The sequence below is a fragment of the Enterococcus faecium genome (assembly GCF_029023785.1).
Lineage (GTDB): Bacteria > Bacillota > Bacilli > Lactobacillales > Enterococcaceae > Enterococcus_B > Enterococcus_B faecium.
Genome location: NZ_CP118955.1, coordinates 2111398 through 2127422, shown reverse-complemented (window position 1 = coordinate 2127422; position 16025 = coordinate 2111398). Strand labels below are relative to the sequence as shown.

15 protein-coding genes are annotated in these 16025 nt (G+C 37.6%); 11 read left to right on the top strand and 4 right to left on the bottom strand.

From position 1 onward, the window contains the following. The first annotated feature begins 50 nt into the window (after window positions 1–50). The gene (locus tag PYW34_RS10365; protein ID WP_002288854.1) at window positions 51–860 is read left to right on the top strand and encodes an MBL fold metallo-hydrolase; all 810 of its coding nucleotides are present in this window, start codon (window positions 51–53) and stop codon (window positions 858–860) included. Window positions 861–962: 102 nt separating this feature from the next. On the opposite strand, the gene PYW34_RS10360 is transcribed toward PYW34_RS10365, so the two are convergent. After that, window positions 963–1592, bottom strand: a complete 630-nt coding sequence (locus tag PYW34_RS10360; RefSeq protein WP_002288856.1) for an NAD(P)-dependent oxidoreductase — start codon at window positions 1590–1592, stop codon at window positions 963–965. Window positions 1593–1761: 169 nt separating this feature from the next. Here PYW34_RS10360 and PYW34_RS10355 point away from each other — a divergent pair, with 169 nt between their 5' ends. Further along, window positions 1762–3054: a PTS sugar transporter subunit IIC gene (locus PYW34_RS10355; RefSeq protein ID WP_002303458.1), complete on the top strand. Its 1293-nt coding sequence runs from the start codon at window positions 1762–1764 to the stop codon at window positions 3052–3054. Window positions 3055–3129: 75 nt separating this feature from the next. On the opposite strand, the gene PYW34_RS10350 is transcribed toward PYW34_RS10355, so the two are convergent. Continuing rightward, the gene (locus PYW34_RS10350; protein WP_002288860.1) at window positions 3130–3792 is read right to left on the bottom strand and encodes a CPBP family intramembrane glutamic endopeptidase; all 663 of its coding nucleotides are present in this window, start codon (window positions 3790–3792) and stop codon (window positions 3130–3132) included. A 224-nt stretch (window positions 3793–4016) separates the two neighbouring features. Between PYW34_RS10350 and groES the strand changes: the two genes are divergently transcribed. The 4 genes from groES (at window position 4017) to PYW34_RS10330 (ending at window position 7657) form a co-directional block, all read left to right on the top strand. Continuing rightward, window positions 4017–4301 (top strand): co-chaperone GroES, encoded by a 285-nt coding sequence (gene groES, locus PYW34_RS10345; protein ID WP_002288862.1) that lies wholly within the window; start codon window positions 4017–4019, stop codon window positions 4299–4301. A gap of 50 nt (window positions 4302–4351) precedes the next feature. Further along, window positions 4352–5977, top strand: coding sequence for a chaperonin GroEL (gene groL / locus PYW34_RS10340; RefSeq protein WP_002290607.1), 1626 nt, complete (start codon window positions 4352–4354; stop codon window positions 5975–5977). Between the two features lie 469 nt (window positions 5978–6446). Beyond that, entirely contained in the window at window positions 6447–6719 is a 273-nt protein-coding gene (locus tag PYW34_RS10335) for a hypothetical protein (protein WP_002287308.1), read from the top strand. Window positions 6720–6733: 14 nt separating this feature from the next. Continuing rightward, a complete protein-coding gene (locus PYW34_RS10330; RefSeq protein ID WP_002294125.1) occupies window positions 6734–7657 on the top strand; it encodes a LacI family DNA-binding transcriptional regulator in 924 nt (307 codons plus the stop codon). Window positions 7658–7796: 139 nt separating this feature from the next. Here PYW34_RS10330 and PYW34_RS10325 read toward each other — a convergent pair whose 3' ends face one another. After that, window positions 7797–8549 carry a MerR family transcriptional regulator gene (locus PYW34_RS10325; RefSeq protein WP_002334552.1) on the bottom strand — a complete coding sequence of 251 codons (753 nt, stop codon included), beginning with the start codon at window positions 8547–8549 and terminating at the stop codon, window positions 7797–7799. Window positions 8550–8771: 222 nt separating this feature from the next. Here PYW34_RS10325 and PYW34_RS10320 point away from each other — a divergent pair, with 222 nt between their 5' ends. The 3 genes from PYW34_RS10320 (at window position 8772) to nadE (ending at window position 12079) form a co-directional block, all read left to right on the top strand. Next, window positions 8772–9134 (top strand): DUF1827 family protein, encoded by a 363-nt coding sequence (locus tag PYW34_RS10320; RefSeq protein WP_002287305.1) that lies wholly within the window; start codon window positions 8772–8774, stop codon window positions 9132–9134. A 636-nt stretch (window positions 9135–9770) separates the two neighbouring features. Then, window positions 9771–11243 (top strand): nicotinate phosphoribosyltransferase, encoded by a 1473-nt coding sequence (locus PYW34_RS10315; protein WP_002287304.1) that lies wholly within the window; start codon window positions 9771–9773, stop codon window positions 11241–11243. An 11-nt stretch (window positions 11244–11254) separates the two neighbouring features. Then, window positions 11255–12079 carry an ammonia-dependent NAD(+) synthetase gene (gene nadE / locus PYW34_RS10310; protein WP_002287302.1) on the top strand — a complete coding sequence of 275 codons (825 nt, stop codon included), beginning with the start codon at window positions 11255–11257 and terminating at the stop codon, window positions 12077–12079. Between the two features lie 72 nt (window positions 12080–12151). Here nadE and PYW34_RS10305 read toward each other — a convergent pair whose 3' ends face one another. Then, the gene (locus PYW34_RS10305) at window positions 12152–13042 is read right to left on the bottom strand and encodes an ArsR/SmtB family transcription factor (protein WP_002287299.1); all 891 of its coding nucleotides are present in this window, start codon (window positions 13040–13042) and stop codon (window positions 12152–12154) included. A 197-nt stretch (window positions 13043–13239) separates the two neighbouring features. Between PYW34_RS10305 and PYW34_RS10300 the strand changes: the two genes are divergently transcribed. Continuing rightward, window positions 13240–14757 (top strand): alpha-N-arabinofuranosidase, encoded by a 1518-nt coding sequence (locus PYW34_RS10300; protein WP_002287297.1) that lies wholly within the window; start codon window positions 13240–13242, stop codon window positions 14755–14757. Beyond that, window positions 14729–16018 (top strand): ABC transporter substrate-binding protein, encoded by a 1290-nt coding sequence (locus PYW34_RS10295; RefSeq protein WP_002321046.1) that lies wholly within the window; start codon window positions 14729–14731, stop codon window positions 16016–16018. The genes PYW34_RS10300 and PYW34_RS10295 overlap by 29 nt, the downstream gene beginning before the upstream one ends. Window positions 16019–16025: the final 7 nt, after the last annotated feature.

The following is a 16025-nucleotide window of genomic DNA, read 5'->3' as shown; positions in this document are numbered from 1 at the left end:
GCGAGTATAATGAAAAAAGTTTACAAAGTAAGAAGGGAAGTAGGAGTCAAATGGCTGAAGAAAAACCAGCTTTTAAAATCAGTATCCTAGCAAGTGGAAGTTCGGGTAATTCACTTTATATCGAAAGTGAAAAAAAACGGCTTTTGGTCGATGCAGGACTTAGCGGTAAAAAAATCACTTCCTTGATGGCTCAAATTGATCGGACACCGGACCAATTAGATGGAATACTTGTGACGCATGAACATCGAGATCATATACATGGCGTGGGTGTCTTGGCTCGTAAGTATCATTTGGATGTTTTTGCCAATCAGCAGACTTGGGAAGCGATGGAACCACTGATTGGAAATGTACCAGTGGAACAAAAACATCTATTTGAGATGGGGAAAGTCAGAACATTCGGCGATATCGATATTGAGAGTTTCGGCGTCTCCCATGACGCAGCGGCTCCGCAATTTTATCGTTTCCATAAAGAAAATCGGTCATTCGTCATGTTGACGGACACCGGATATTGCAGTGATTATATGCGAGGTGTCATTGAAAATGCCGATGGTTATTTGATGGAAAGTAATCATGATCTTGAGATGTTACGCATGGGACCTTATCCGTGGAATTTAAAACAGCGTATTTTAGGAGATAGAGGACATCTTTCCAACGAAGACGGTGCACTTGTCATGACTGATGTGATCGGTAATCGGACCAAACGAATCTATCTTGGCCATCTTAGCAAGGAAAACAATATGAAAGAACTTGCTCATTTAACAATGGAAAATGTTTTGAAAGAAAAAGATTTTGGCGTTGGACATGATTTTGAAATCTATGATACAGATCCAGATGAAGCAACTGAGCTATTTTCGATTTAAACAGTTCAATCAATAAAAATATAAAAAGCAGAAGATAAAATCAATCAGGGTTGGTTTTATCTTCTATTTTTATTTTTTTAGCATATTAAAAAAATAACCGTATTATCGACTGACTACACTGATGTGCTGCTTTTCATGTTTCTCATCCAGTATCTCATCTACTAATGCAATCGCGTAATCTGCCATGCTGATCGTACTGTCGCCAGCAGCGTTTCTTTGTAAATAATCATCACTTAACAAATAAGTACCTGTACGTTTGCCATGTGGATCAAATAAAGAAGCTGGACTGATATAAGTCCAATGTAGATTTTTAGATTGTTTCAATTTTAACAATCCTTCGTACATATTGAAAGCTGTTGGATAGAAGGGTGCATTTTTAGGTACTTGGTCAATCATACGAGTCGTCTTTTCTGTATCTAAGAATAACGAAGAGGCACCCCCAACGACAATTAAGCGTGTATCGGTTCCTTCAAGCATCTCAATCAAATGGGACAAAGAAGTTTGATGCATTTCTTCTTTTCCTTTGGGAGCGTTGAAAGCATCAACGACAACATCAAAAGATGCAAGATCAGTAGTTGTCAACTCAAATAAATCCTTTTGTATAAACGGAACATCTGATGGCAATTTTTCTGGATGACGCACGATTGCCGTCACGTCTAAATCTCTGGACAATGCTTCGTCTAAAATAAATGAACCTGCATGGCCAGTAGCTCCAATGAGTGCAATTTTCATAAAAAACCTCCTTTTTTATTCCTGTCCATTGTAAGCAGTTGCTGAATATTCGTCAAAGAATCCGATTTTTGAAAAGCTCAGTGCGCATTCCTTTCATGGTTCGTGATCATTGGGTATAGTTAAATTAAGAAAACTGATTGATAAAAATAGAAGTTGAAGGAGATAAGAAATGAAAGAGTGGTTAGATCGTGCCTTTTTACCAATGATAACATCTGTTGTGAATCTTAGACCCTTAACTGCTTTGCGTAATGGAATGACTTACACGATCCCAATAATTATTGTTGGCTCGCTGTTTTTCTTATTTGCTCATTTTCCTGTGGATTACATCGCTCAGTGGATAGACAAAACAGGATTTTCTATGTATTTTACACAAGTATACCAGGCTACATTTGATGTGATAGCCTTTTGGATCGTTTTTGCCATTGCATACGCTTATGCAAAAGAAGAAGACATCGATCGCTTACCAGTCGGCATAACAGCCTTGTCTGCTTATCTACTGCTTATTCAGCCACTAAATACTCAGATAGATACTGTCTGGACAGGTGCTGAAGGGATACTAGGAGCAGTTACAACTGGGCTCATCATCGGATGGGGCTATGCACGTTTAGTAAGACTTGCGAAAGGGTGGAAGCAAAGAGAGAAGATACCTGAAAATGTTTGGCAGTCTTTTACTTCATTGATTCCAATCATTGTTATAGTCACTTTTACGCTTATCGGTTCAGCGGTTTTTCAACATTTGTTCAGAATGACTGTTGTTCAAGGAGTATGGACATATGTCCAGCTTCCCATTCAATCGTTCATAGACACGTTGTTTGGTGTGCTTTTATTAGGTTTTTTTGTTCCGTTTTTATGGTTATTTGGTCTTCATGGATCTGCGATGGTCAATGGGTTGGTTAGTCCCGTCTTGCAAGCGAATTCATTAGCAAATGCAGAAATCTTAGCCTCAGGACAAGAGTTGACGGTGGCAAATGGCGGACATATCGTTACTCAGCAATTTCTCGATCAGTTCATGACGGTTACGGGTGCTGGATTGACGTTAGGGGCTGTATTTTTTATGACGGTTTTTGCGAAATCGAAGAAATACAGAGAATTAGGAAATCTTGCTCTTTTACCAGCCTTTTTCAACATCAATGAATCAATTATTTTTTCCACACCGATCGTGATGAACCCGATGATGGCTGTTCCTTTTATTTTCGCACCGGTCGTTTCAGGATTGATTACCTATTCCGCTTTATATTTTGGATTCGTTCCTTTATTTACAGCAGTCCAAGTCCCTTGGACAACACCGCCGATCCTCTCGGGTTTCTTAGTAGGCGGAGTGCCTGCAGCGATTTTACAAGGTATCGTGTTGTCAATTAGTTTTTTCATTTATTTCCCATTTTTGAAAAAAATAGATTCTGCAAACTGCAAAAAGGAAAGACAGACAAAAAATGATGGAGCAGCAGAAAAGATGAACGACTAAAAAACAAAAATACTCCTGTCGCTTTAGATTGGGAAAATCACCAATCTAGGATGACAGGAGTATTTATAGTCATGTTTATACTAGCCCTTTTTGGACAGCTAATTGAACAAGAACAACTAATGTGTTCATTCCTACGTGTGTGATCATCGATGTCCAGATCCGACCAGTTGCTTTGTACTCTAGGCTGAAGAAGAAACCTAGGAAAAAGTAGATTAGCAGATGACCATCATTATGAGCAAACGCAAACAGCAAAGAGCTGATCACTGCTCCGACCCAAAAATTTGAATATCGACTGATGATCCCCAGTATACTGCGGCGGAATACGAACTCTTCCATGATGGGTCCAGCAACAGTTGTCGCCAAAATAAAAGCGGGTGCTTCCATGATCATCTGGATGATATTTTGTGTATTCTCGGAAGGGGTTGCTTTGCCAAACAATACAGATTCTAACATGACAGCGATGCTTTGCAGAATCAATGCGACAAAGATTCCAACCAATCCATAAATAACAATCTTTGGAGCAGAAGCTTTTTTTACCGCTGATTCGATCGCTAAGGGTTCACGTTGCTTAAAATAAAAAATAGCTAGGACAACGGCGCCTAGTATATACATGACTGCAGTTGCTGTGATCAATTCAGACGTAGATTTTACAAGTCCTATCGAAGCTAGGATCAAGGGTGAGATAAAAATTAGACCATAGCAAAAAATGCTGAGGAAGCTATATTTTTTTAAAGACATGTAATTCCTCCTTTTAAGGGATAACAAGCATGCAAGGCAAGCTTATATCGATTGATTTCAATTATATCATAATTTCAATAAGCAGCTGTCAGAATAAAATTTCTTTTCTTTGATTTAAAAGCTTGCAAAAAAGAGGGAGAATGAGTATTATTAAAAATGTAGGTTAGCACTCGAAGGTTAAGAGTGCTAACAGATTAAAAAAAGAGTTATCGGAGGGATTTATCGTGTTAAAACCATTAGGTGATCGCGTCATTATCGAAGTCGCAAAAGAAGAAGAAAAAACTGTCGGAGGAATCGTTTTAGCTTCTGCTGCTAAAGAGAAACCCCAAACTGGGACAGTTGTTGCAGTCGGTGAAGGCCGTTTGTTAGAAAACGGTGAAAAAGTTCCTGCCGCTGTAAAAGCAGGCGACCAAGTTATGTTCGAAAAATACGCCGGTACAGAAGTAAAATACGAAGGAAAAGAATATCTGATCGTCGCAGGAAAAGATATCATGGCGATTGTTGAGTAAATTTGGAAGATAAAAAAATAATCAAAAATAATCAATGAGGTGAATCAATCATGGCAAAAGAATTGAAATTTGCAGAAGACGCACGCGCAGCTATGTTACGCGGGGTAGATAAATTAGCAGATACAGTGAAAGTAACATTAGGACCTAAAGGCCGAAATGTCGTACTAGAAAAATCTTACGGCTCTCCATTGATCACAAATGATGGTGTGACGATCGCAAAAGAAATCGAATTAGAAGATCATTTTGAAAACATGGGTGCAAAACTTGTATCAGAAGTAGCATCAAAAACAAATGATATTGCAGGAGACGGTACAACGACAGCAACTGTTCTGACACAAGCAATCGTTCGCGAAGGTTTAAAAAACGTAACTGCAGGTGCTAATCCTCTAGGCATTCGTCGCGGGATCGAATTGGCAACAAAAGCAGCAGTCGAAGAATTGCATAATATCTCAACTGTTGTTGATTCAAAAGAAGCCATTGCACAAGTAGCAGCTGTTTCTTCGGGTTCTGATAAAGTTGGACATTTGATTGCTGATGCAATGGAAAAAGTTGGAAACGACGGTGTCATCACAATCGAAGAATCAAAAGGGATCGAAACAGAACTAGATGTTGTAGAAGGTATGCAGTTTGATCGTGGTTACTTATCACAATATATGGTAACAGATAACGACAAAATGGAAGCTGTTCTAGAAAACCCATATATCTTGATCACAGACAAAAAAATCTCTAACATCCAAGATATTCTGCCATTGTTAGAACAAATCTTGCAACAATCACGTCCATTGTTGATTATTGCTGACGATGTAGATGGTGAAGCATTGCCAACTCTTGTATTGAACAAAATCCGTGGAACATTCAACGTAGTAGCTGTAAAAGCTCCTGGTTTCGGCGATCGTCGTAAAGCAATGCTTGAAGATATCGCTATTTTGACAGGTGGTACAGTAATTACTGACGATCTAGGTTTAGAATTGAAAGATGCAACAATCGAAAACTTAGGAAATGCTTCTAAAGTTGTTGTAGATAAAGACAATACAACGATCGTAGAAGGTTCTGGAGAAAAAGAAGCAATCGAAGCTCGTGTGCAATTGATCAAAAACCAAATTGCTGAAACAACTTCTGATTTTGACCGCGAAAAATTACAAGAACGCTTAGCTAAATTAGCAGGTGGTGTAGCTGTTGTTAAAGTTGGTGCAGCTACTGAAACAGAATTGAAAGAATTAAAATTACGCATTGAAGATGCATTGAATGCTACACGTGCCGCAGTAGAAGAAGGAATGGTCTCAGGTGGTGGTACAGCTCTAGTGAACGTTATCAGCAAAGTTTCTGCTGTAGAAGCAGAAGGAGACGTGGCAACAGGTATCAAGATCGTTGTTCGTGCTTTAGAAGAACCAATTCGTCAAATCGCTGAAAACGCTGGTTATGAAGGATCAGTGATTGTTGATAAATTGAAGAACGTGGAACTAGGCACTGGTTTCAATGCTGCTACTGGAGAATGGGTAAACATGGTTGAAGCAGGTATCGTAGACCCAACTAAAGTAACACGTTCTGCCTTGCAAAATGCCGCTTCCGTTTCTGCCTTGTTATTAACGACAGAAGCAGTCGTTGCAGATAAACCAGAACCAGCAGCGCCAGCAGCTCCTGCAATGGATCCATCAATGATGGGCGGTATGATGTAAGAAAAAGCAACTTGCTTATCTACAACTGATCATTAGTGAAAGACAGATAAAAAGAGGCTGGAACAGAAGCGTTTAACTCCAAGAAATAAGAAGAAATTCACGGAAATTGCTTTTCAAATTTTTGTGAATTTCAGCTTATTTCCGAAGGAGTTGCTTCTGCTTCCGCTGTTTATACGTGTTTAGAGCGTGAGACAAAAGTGTTCTTTACTTTTGTCTCACGCTCTTTTTTGTGTGTAATTATAATGAAAATAGTTATTTTTAATAGTTATAATATTTTATCTATTAAAAGTAAATATCCATTCACTAATAATAAAGATATATTTACAGTATCATTATAATGTATTCAATTTAAAATAAGAGACTTTGGTAATAATGAAAGAGGAATAAAACTTTTCTTTGGCAAAACAAACTCCTTGCTATGAGACGCGTTTCATACACTATACTCAAAGTATCAAAAGGAGGGCTTGCAATGAATACTTATGTAGAGATAACAGATGGCACAACGAACAATTATTTTTATGCGTTTGTCGAGTTCAAGGGATCCGTATTAACGTTGTACAGTTTTCAAGGGTTGAATAGGAATATAGTAAAAGAAATACCAATGAATGAAATCGAAAATTTGACAAAAGATATATATTGGGGCGGGCAGCGGATCAGTTTTTCGCATGAAGGAAAAATGTATCAGTTTTTTGAATGCGGTCCAGCTGTGGTAGACTATTTACAAGAAAATCTTTTTGTATAGGTGGCGAAGCAGCAGTGGCAAACATTCGAGATATCGCAAAGCTCACAGGTTATTCAGTTTCTACTATTTCACGTGTAATCAATGGACATCCATATGTAGATGAGGAAAAAAGGAAAGAAATACTTGCGGTCATGAAAGAAGTCGATTATATCCCTAATGCAAATGCCAGACAGTTAAGTTATGGAAAAACGAAAAGCATTGGAGTGATTCTGCCTTATACCAATCATCCGTATTTTGATCAGTTGATCAGTGGGATCATTGAAGCAGCGTTTGATTATGATTACAAAGTGACACTTTTACCGACGGGCTATCAGAAAGAAAAAGAGCGAAGGTATCTTGAAGAATTTGCAGCTAAAGCTTTCGATGGATTGATCATTACGTCTCGTGCCAATACACTAGATGATTTATTGGCATATCAAAAATATGGACCTCTAGTTTTTTGTGAAGAAATCAAGGGAAAACAGGCAAGCTGTGTCTTTATTGATCGAGAACAATCAATTACAGAAGGTCTTACTTATTTGAAGCAGCAAGGTATAAAGCAATTGGGCATCACGTTGGGGCGAAGTGGCAGGCTAAGTTATAACTCAAAAATCACTTTGCAGCTATGTCATCAACTTTTTCCATCTTTTGATGAATCACTTGTTTTTTGGGATTGTATAGATGCAGAGAAAGGAAAACAAGCAGGCTTCTTTTTTAAAGAGCTTGGAGTTGATGGTGTCTTTACAAATTCGGATATGGTTGCAGCAGGCATCTTGCAAAGCTATCTGCAAGATAAGACACCAGTGGTGATTGGACGCGATAATTTGCTGATCAGCGAGCTTCTTGGTTTCCCAACCATCGACCACCATCTGGAAGCTTGCGGAGAAATGGCATTTCAATTGTTTCTTACAGAAAAAAAGGATAAAGTGAAAATACCTTATACGTTTATTCAACGATGAATATATTTAAAGTAGGATGAAAAAACTTGTGAAAGAATGGAGCAGACACCAAAAGTTAGCATAAAAATCTAACTTGGGTGTCTGCTGTTTTGTTATTAGGTCATTTTACGTGTACTTTTTTGTTGGATCATGTAAAAGATTACGCCTTTTTTTGGATAATTTCATTTAAAGCTTTTGCTGCACCATGACCACTTCGCTCGTCATAATATGCAGTGAACCGTTCATCGGCTTCGTACATCATTCCTAGTCCTTTATGCGCTTTTGGCTGATATTCAGGCCAGCTGTAAGATAACCACTTCTTATGAGCTTGGAAGATACGGTCTGCTAAGCTTTCATCTTCTGGTTCTTTTAAGTAAAGAGTGAGATCAAATAATATCTGCTTTTCAACAGTTTGCATTTCTTCATACGTTTCTTTATCCATATTCATCCATTTTTCATTGGATGCTGTAACCTTTTTTTTTCCGTATTTTTGTCGAATCTCTTGTCCATAGGATTCTTCATTTTCTTTCAACTTTTGTTGTTTAAACCCTTCAAATTTTTCTTTGTCACTCATTTTTCTTCCTCCTTCGTACATATCAAGTGTCTGTTGGACAGTTGTCAAGAGGGTATCGATTTGTGCCCGTTTTTCCAGCAACATTTGCTGATGCTTGATTAAAGCTTTCTGGTGGTCAAAAGATGGATTGTCTAAGACCTCTTGGATATCATCCAACTTGAATGCCATTGTTCGATAAAATAAGATGTGTTGCAGACGATCGACTTCTTTTTTGCCATAAATCCGATAACCTGAAGAATTGATCCTAGCTGGTTTTAGCAGTCCAATCTCATCATAAAAGCGCAAGGTTCTCGGACTGACTCCTGATATCTCTGACATTTTCTTTATTGTGTACTCCATTATTTTTCCTCCTGACAAATGTAAGCATAATCCTTTACGTAACGAGATGGTCAAGAAAAAATTGTATTTTTTTCTCATGAAATTATGTTATACTATTAAGTGATAAAAGGTAAATCCTTTTGTCTTTAAAGGTTCAATTGTAACCGATTCCTTAATGCTAGGAAAGATGGTAACATAACTTAAGATTGGATCTAAATCGACTATATAGAAAAGAGGAATGAGATGAAGCTAATCGAAACACCTGTGAATAGTAATTTAAATATTAAGACATTTTATCCTAAAGTAGTGGAATTCTTTTTTGGGAATACGGCTATTAATTATTACAAATTATTTTCGTTAGATCGAACACAACTGCTATTGGTAGACACATATGATAAAAAGCAAGTCGTGATGATCAATACGAAGAAAAAAATCACAAGGCAAGAAATCGACTATGCGATTCATCACGTTTTAAAAATGACACGAGAAGATGTCAAAGTCCATGTAGGAGTGAAACAGGAGCTAGAACGTGCCGGAATACAATTCAAACGTCCAAATAAAGATATTGTAGTGATAGAACAAAAAAATACGAAGGATTCTATTTAATAACGACTAATAATCATCTTTATGGTAACCTGCTCCATATCTAATGTATACAATAAAAAACAAGGCGAGACTGATTGATGTCTCGCCATTTTTGTTTCCATTCTATTGACAGCTGCTTTCTTACTTTGTATCTTTTTAAAAACGTGTGATATTTTTTCCGCGAGTTTTTTCAACGCAAGGTATATCTTGTCATAATTCGCCTTTCCAAAAAAATTCAATACATAATAAGTTATATCCGTTTCTTTGGGGATAAGAAGCAAAAAAGGAAAGACGTATTATTGCTTCAAAAACTTTTGCCATTGATTATGTTGTAGAGACATTTGGTTATATTTGTTCAATCATCGGTATCTTAACGGCTACGATTGTAGTAGGAAAATCTACTTATTTTATCAAGTAAGAAAAATAGAAAACGCTAATTTCTTCGTGTCTCGGATACATTGAATAAAATAAGTATTCTTTCTCGTTTAGGTTAAATACCAATAAGAAAGGATAGTTTTAGCAGATGGAGTTCATTTTTAGCAAGAAATATCCGTAAAACATGTGCTTTTTCAGAAAAAATGGAAGATTTCTTTTCCTATTAATTTTTTTTGTTATAATGGGTAGGAAATGAAAACTTGCCAAGAGGAGTAATACAAGATGAATAATACTTACCCAGACGACAGTTTGACGCTGCATACGGATCTATATCAAATCAATATGATGCAGACATACTGGGAATTAGGTCGAGCTGATTTACATGCTGTTTTTGAATGTTACTTTCGAGAAATGCCTTTTAACCACGGATACGCGGTTTTTGCAGGATTGGAACGGTTAGTCAATTATTTAGAGAATCTGACGTTCAATGATTCCGATATTGCTTACTTGCGTGGATTAGAAGTCTATCCTGAAGGTTTTTTGGAGTATTTACAAAATTTTGAATTTAAAGCAACAGTTCGTTCTGCTCGTGAAGGAGAACTAGTTTTTGCAAATGAACCATTGATCCAAGTGGAAGGGCCTTTAGCGCACTGCCAATTAGTAGAAACAGCACTGTTGAATATGGTCAATTTCCAAACGTTGATCGCGACAAAAGCAGCTCGTATCAAATCTGTCATCGGAGAAGATCCACTATTGGAATTTGGAACTAGACGGGCACAAGAACTGGATGCAGCAGTCTGGGGAACTAGAGCGGCATATATCGGCGGAGCAGATGCAACAAGCAATGTACGTGCTGGGAAGATATTTGGGATACCAGCTAGCGGGACCCATGCTCATTCGTTAGTCCAATCTTATGGAAATGATTATGAAGCATTTATGGCCTACGCTAAAACCCATAAAGACTGCGTGTTCTTAGTCGACACTTATGATACGTTGAAATCAGGTGTGCCAAGTGCGATTCGCGTGGCGAAAGAATTAGGTGACAAAATCAACTTCCAAGGCGTACGCATCGACAGTGGAGATATGGCCTATATATCTAAGCGTGTTCGGGAACAATTAGATGCAGCCGGATTTACGGAAGCAAAAATCTATGCTTCGAATGACTTGGATGAAGCAACGATTTTGAATTTAAAGATGCAAAAAGCTAAAATTGATGTATGGGGTGTTGGGACAAAATTGATCACAGCCTATGATCAGCCAGCCCTTGGTGCAGTATTCAAGCTAGTATCGATCGAAGATGATGAAGGAAAAATGATGGATACGATCAAGTTATCAAGCAATGCAGAAAAAGTAACTACTCCAGGGAAAAAACAAGTGTGGCGCATCACTCGAAATTTTGATGGGAAATCTGAAGGAGACTACGTGACATTATGGGATGAAGACCCTCGAGAAGAAGAAGCTATCTTCATGTTCCATCCAGTGCATACGTTTATCAATAAAACTGTTCGAGACTTTACAGCTCGCCCAGTTTTACAAGATATCTTTATCGAAGGAAAAAGAGTTTACGAATTACCTGCACTAAACGAAATCAAAGAATATACAAAAGAAAATCTAGATTCACTATGGGAAGAGTATAAACGAGACTTGAATCCGCAAAAATACCCAGTCGATCTGTCTACTGAATGCTGGAACCATAAAATGGCTATCATGGAACGAATGAAAAAAAGCGTAGCAGAACTTCATACAGAAGCATAGGAGGAGAATAAATGAGCCTGCAGACAGAAATTATCAATGAATTAGGTGTCAAACCAACAATTGATCCAAAAGAAGAAATACGTAAAAGTATTGACTTTATGAAAGCATATTTGAAAAAATATCCGTTTCTTAAAACTTTTGTACTAGGTATCAGCGGCGGCCAAGATTCTACTTTAGCAGGCCGTTTGGCGCAACTAACGATGGAAGAAATGCGTGAAGAAACAAAAGATGAAAACTATCAATTTATCGCTGTTCGTCTTCCTTATGGTGAACAAGCAGATGAAGAAGATGCAAAAGCTGCTCTTGACTTTATCCAGCCCGATGTTAGTCTGCGAGTAAATATCAAACCAGCTGTTGATGCACAAGTACAAGTATTAAGCGAAGCAGGTGTGGGAATCAGCGATTTTAACAAAGGAAATATCAAAGCACGTCAACGTATGATTACGCAATATGCCGTAGCTGGAGAAAGAGCAGGAGCCGTATTAGGGACAGATCATGCTGCAGAAAACATTACTGGATTCTTCACGAAATTTGGTGATGGTGGAGCCGACATTTTGCCATTATTCCGTTTGGACAAACGACAAGGGAAACAATTGCTTCAAGCATTGAATGCACCGGAAAAATTATACACAAAAATTCCGACTGCAGATCTTGAAGATGGGAAACCAATGATTGCAGATGAAGTCGCACTAGGTGTCACATATAATGAAATTGATGATTATCTAGAAGGAAAAGAAGTTCCCGCTCAAGCACAAGAAAAAATCGAAGCATGGTGGAACAAGACACAACATAAACGACATTTGCCAATTTCCGTTTTGGATGATTTCTGGAAATAACAATAAAGCAAAAACAGCCGTCCCTTCATAGGGATTGGCTGTTTTTGTTTTATAAAATAGAAAAGAAAAATATCAGCTGTAGTAAACTTTTAATTTGATATCCTGATCGTAATTACCGAATCCTTTACCAAATAAAGTACAGCCCCCCACATGTTTGGCATCGTCTTTCACTTCGATTCGCAAATGCCAAGTGTCTTGCTCTTTAGGGATGTCGTTGATCGTGATGTTTGACAAGGGTTCTCCATTCATATTCGTCAAGTGTTTGGTAATTCGGATCGTCTTCAGCAAGCCGTATTGATTAAGATTATCTGGATACCAATCAGGCGTATATTTACCGCGGATATCAGCAAAATCTCCAGGGCTCGTCCATGTTCCTAGCTCCACACCATTTAGGCTGAAAGTGATATCTGAAGGCCAATTGTCATTTGAAAAAGGAAATTCAGAAGAAATTTCCACAGAAACTTCCAACATCTCCAATGTATCCTCTGTATTTAAAAAATTAGGTGCCTGATACTCGACAAATCCGCTGGTAAACCAGAGAATGCGGGCATCCATCCTTCGAGGATCCATAAAATAGCGTGGTTCATCCACTTTCCCGATAAAATCATGGATCGTAGCTAAACCGCATGTTGGTTCAATTGCATAATTTGTATAGTGACCAATAGGTATCGATGTTTCTTTCGTATCAAAAGCATTGAATATTTTTTCTGGAAAACTAATATCGATTTTATCGACACGAAGGCTCGAAATTTTTTGTTGTCCTACTTTTTCTGTTTTGATGATGTTTGCTTCCTCTAGCTTTTTCACGTGCATCGTCGTGATAGCACTGCTCACTCCAAGTTCTTTTGCCAAATCTTTGACATTCATCTTTTTTTTGGAAAGTAGCTGGATGATCTTGATCCTTGTTTTACTAGCTAATGCTTCATATACCGGTAAGGATTCTTCGTTTATTTGTAGTTGCATATATATCACCTCTTAAAAGGTTTTTCTTATATATTAACATATTTGTTAATAAAAGTTATATTAAATTATTTGTTTTAATCATTATTAATATTTTGGTTAATTAAAATCGATAAAAAATAAGTAAGTTTAACATTTATATTATTGACAACGCTTTCAACGAGGTGTATTATTCATGTATAAATTAAAGGAGGTCAGTTATGGAAGCCACAATGTTGATTAGTAGTGTCAAGCGTGTAGGCAAAGTTGATCCGCGGTTGTACAGTTCATTTATTGAACATATGGGACGAGCAGTATATGAAGGGATTTATCAGCCAGATCATCCATCAGCTAATAAAAGTGGATTTCGCCAAGACGTCATTCACTTGGTAAAAGAATTGAACATTCCCATGATTAGATATCCTGGTGGAAATTTTGTGTCAGGATTTCGTTGGGAAGACAGTATTGGGCCCATAGCAAATAGACCTAGAAGGTTGGATTTAGCTTGGCGGACAATTGAAACGAATGAAGTTGGGATTCATGAATTTTATAACTGGTGTCAGCATGTGGGGGCCGAAATCAATATGGCTGTCAATCTGGGTACTCGTGGAGTAGATGCAGCTCGTAATTTAGTCGAATATTGTAATTTTCCTAAAGGAACTTATTGGAGTGATTTAAGGCGTTCGAATGGTCAAGAGAGCCCTTTTGGAATTAAGACATGGTGTTTAGGGAATGAAATGGACGGTCCTTGGCAGATTGGACATAAAACAGCGGAAGAATATGGACGGTTAGCAGAGGAAACGGCTAAGGCGATGAAACTCGTAGATGATTCAATTGAGGTGGTTTTATGCGGAAGTTCGAATCGGCAAATGCCTACATTTGGTGATTGGGAGTTAACAGTTCTTGATCAAGCGTACGATCAAATAGATTATTTGTCTCTGCATCAATATTATGGCAACCAAAAAAATGATCTTTCTCATTATCTTGCACGTTCCTTAGACATGGATCGGTTCATTTCTGAAGTGACAGCGATGTGCGATACAGTCAAGGCGAAGAAACATAGTAAGAAGCAGATCAACCTGTCCTTTGATGAATGGAATATTTGGTATCATTCAGCGGAACAAGATGAGCAAGCAGCGCCTTGGCAGATTGCTCCTCCTTTACTAGAAGATAACTATAATTTTGAAGATGCATTACTATTAGGCTGTCTATTAATCACTTTATTGAAACATGCAGATAGAGTAAAGATTGCTTGTCTTGCTCAATTGGTAAACGTTATTGCACCAATCAGGACAGAAACAAACGGAGAAGCTTGGAGACAGACGATCTATTATCCATTTATGCAAGCTGCTGTGTATGGACAAGGAGAGGTGTTAAGCCCACAAATTCGTTCAGCAAACTATGCGACGGAAGATTTTGAAGAAGTGCCGTATTTAGAAAGTATAGCCGTAATAAATGACAAAGAACTTGTCATATTTGCAGTTAACCGTGGAGAAGAAGAAATGAATCTAACTGTTCACTTGTCTGAATTATCATTAGAGGGAGTGATTGATTTTTCTGAAATGAGTGGATTTGATACAAAAGCAACTAATCTTCCTAAAAGTGAACAAGTAAAACCAAGTCATTCAACAAATGTAAAAGCTGAAGATGGGAAAATCAATTGTTTATTGAAACCGCTATCTTGGAATGTGGTCAGATGTCGTTTATCAGATGAAGGAGGAACAAAAAATGAAAGGTAAAAAATGGTTAATTGGCTCTTTGTTGGTAGCTGCAACAGGTATTTTAGGAGCTTGCGGTGGCGGAAGTTCAGCAGAATCTGATTCTGATAAAGAAGTGACTTTGACTTTTTGGAATGGGTTTACTGCATCTGATGGTGAAATATTGCAAGAAATCGTTAATGAATTTAATAAAACAAATGATAAAAACATCAAAATTGAAATGGATATCATGACTTGGGCCAATTTGAATGAAAAACTTCCTACAGCGATTTCTTCTAAAAAAGCACCTGACTTTATTGCATTAAATTATCCAGATTTTGCACAGTATGTAGAAAACGGAGCGGTACAACCATTAGACGATTTCTGGGAATATGATGGAGTAGATAAATCTGATTTTAAAGAAACGGCTATTGAATTAGGTGAAGTAGAAGGTAAACAGTATTTTGTCCCCATGCAGGTACAAGGCATGTATATGTATTGGAATAATGATTTGTTTAAACAAGCTGGATTAGATACTGAACAACCACCTACTACTTGGGAAGAATTGACAGAAATGGCACCAAAATTAACTGATAGTAGTAAAAATGTATCAGGTTTTGTCTTCAATAAGGATGGAACTGCACCGTTATATAACTGGATGTTAGCAAATGGCGGTAAATTAGTGAACGATGATTATACTAAGTCTGAATTTGCGTCTCCTGAGAACCTTAAAACGTTAAAAGCGATCCAAAAAATGATCCATGTAGACAAGACTGGTCCAGAATCGATTTCTGGCGCCGAAATGGACAATTTAATGAATGCTGGTCAACTAGCCATTGAAATCAATGGGCCATGGTTAAATAACGGATTGAAAGCAAACGAGATTGATTATAATGTGACTACCTTACCACAAGGGAGTGATTCAGACAAAAAAACAGCTATTTTAGATGGCGTAGGATATGCCATTCCGGCAAGTACAGATAATAATAAAAAAGAAGCTGTCTATGAGTTTTTGAAATATTGGAATACAACTGAAATTGGTAAAAAATGGAGTATCGAAAATGGTTTTCCTGCCTACTTGGATTCAGTAGCAAAAGATGAAGAAGTAAAAAATGATCCTATTGTATCTGAATTATCGAAACAAATGGACTATGCAGAGCCATATTTACCAGGTTTTACCCAAATCTCTGCGATCAATAACGATATCATCAATCCACTGATTGAAAAATTATTAGCAGGAGAAGATCCTGAGACACTCATGAACGATGCAGATGATGCCATCAATCAATTACTGCAAAAATAGTACAGAA

What these genes read in the sequence shown, in the direction of transcription:
- PYW34_RS10365 (WP_002288854.1), top strand. Translation starts at nt 51, where the DNA reads ATGGCTGAAGAAAAACCAGCTTTTAAAATCAGTATCCTAGCAAGTGGA.
- PYW34_RS10360 (WP_002288856.1), bottom strand. Translation starts at nt 1,592, where the DNA reads ATGAAAATTGCACTCATTGGAGCTACTGGCCATGCAGGTTCATTTATT.
- PYW34_RS10355 (WP_002303458.1), top strand. Translation starts at nt 1,762, where the DNA reads ATGAAAGAGTGGTTAGATCGTGCCTTTTTACCAATGATAACATCTGTT.
- PYW34_RS10350 (WP_002288860.1), bottom strand. Translation starts at nt 3,792, where the DNA reads ATGTCTTTAAAAAAATATAGCTTCCTCAGCATTTTTTGCTATGGTCTA.
- groL (WP_002290607.1), top strand. Translation starts at nt 4,352, where the DNA reads ATGGCAAAAGAATTGAAATTTGCAGAAGACGCACGCGCAGCTATGTTA.
- PYW34_RS10335 (WP_002287308.1), top strand. Translation starts at nt 6,447, where the DNA reads ATGAATACTTATGTAGAGATAACAGATGGCACAACGAACAATTATTTT.
- PYW34_RS10325 (WP_002334552.1), bottom strand. Translation starts at nt 8,549, where the DNA reads ATGGAGTACACAATAAAGAAAATGTCAGAGATATCAGGAGTCAGTCCG.
- PYW34_RS10320 (WP_002287305.1), top strand. Translation starts at nt 8,772, where the DNA reads ATGAAGCTAATCGAAACACCTGTGAATAGTAATTTAAATATTAAGACA.
- PYW34_RS10315 (WP_002287304.1), top strand. Translation starts at nt 9,771, where the DNA reads ATGAATAATACTTACCCAGACGACAGTTTGACGCTGCATACGGATCTA.
- nadE (WP_002287302.1), top strand. Translation starts at nt 11,255, where the DNA reads ATGAGCCTGCAGACAGAAATTATCAATGAATTAGGTGTCAAACCAACA.
- PYW34_RS10305 (WP_002287299.1), bottom strand. Translation starts at nt 13,042, where the DNA reads ATGCAACTACAAATAAACGAAGAATCCTTACCGGTATATGAAGCATTA.
- PYW34_RS10300 (WP_002287297.1), top strand. Translation starts at nt 13,240, where the DNA reads ATGGAAGCCACAATGTTGATTAGTAGTGTCAAGCGTGTAGGCAAAGTT.
- PYW34_RS10295 (WP_002321046.1), top strand. Translation starts at nt 14,729, where the DNA reads ATGAAGGAGGAACAAAAAATGAAAGGTAAAAAATGGTTAATTGGCTCT.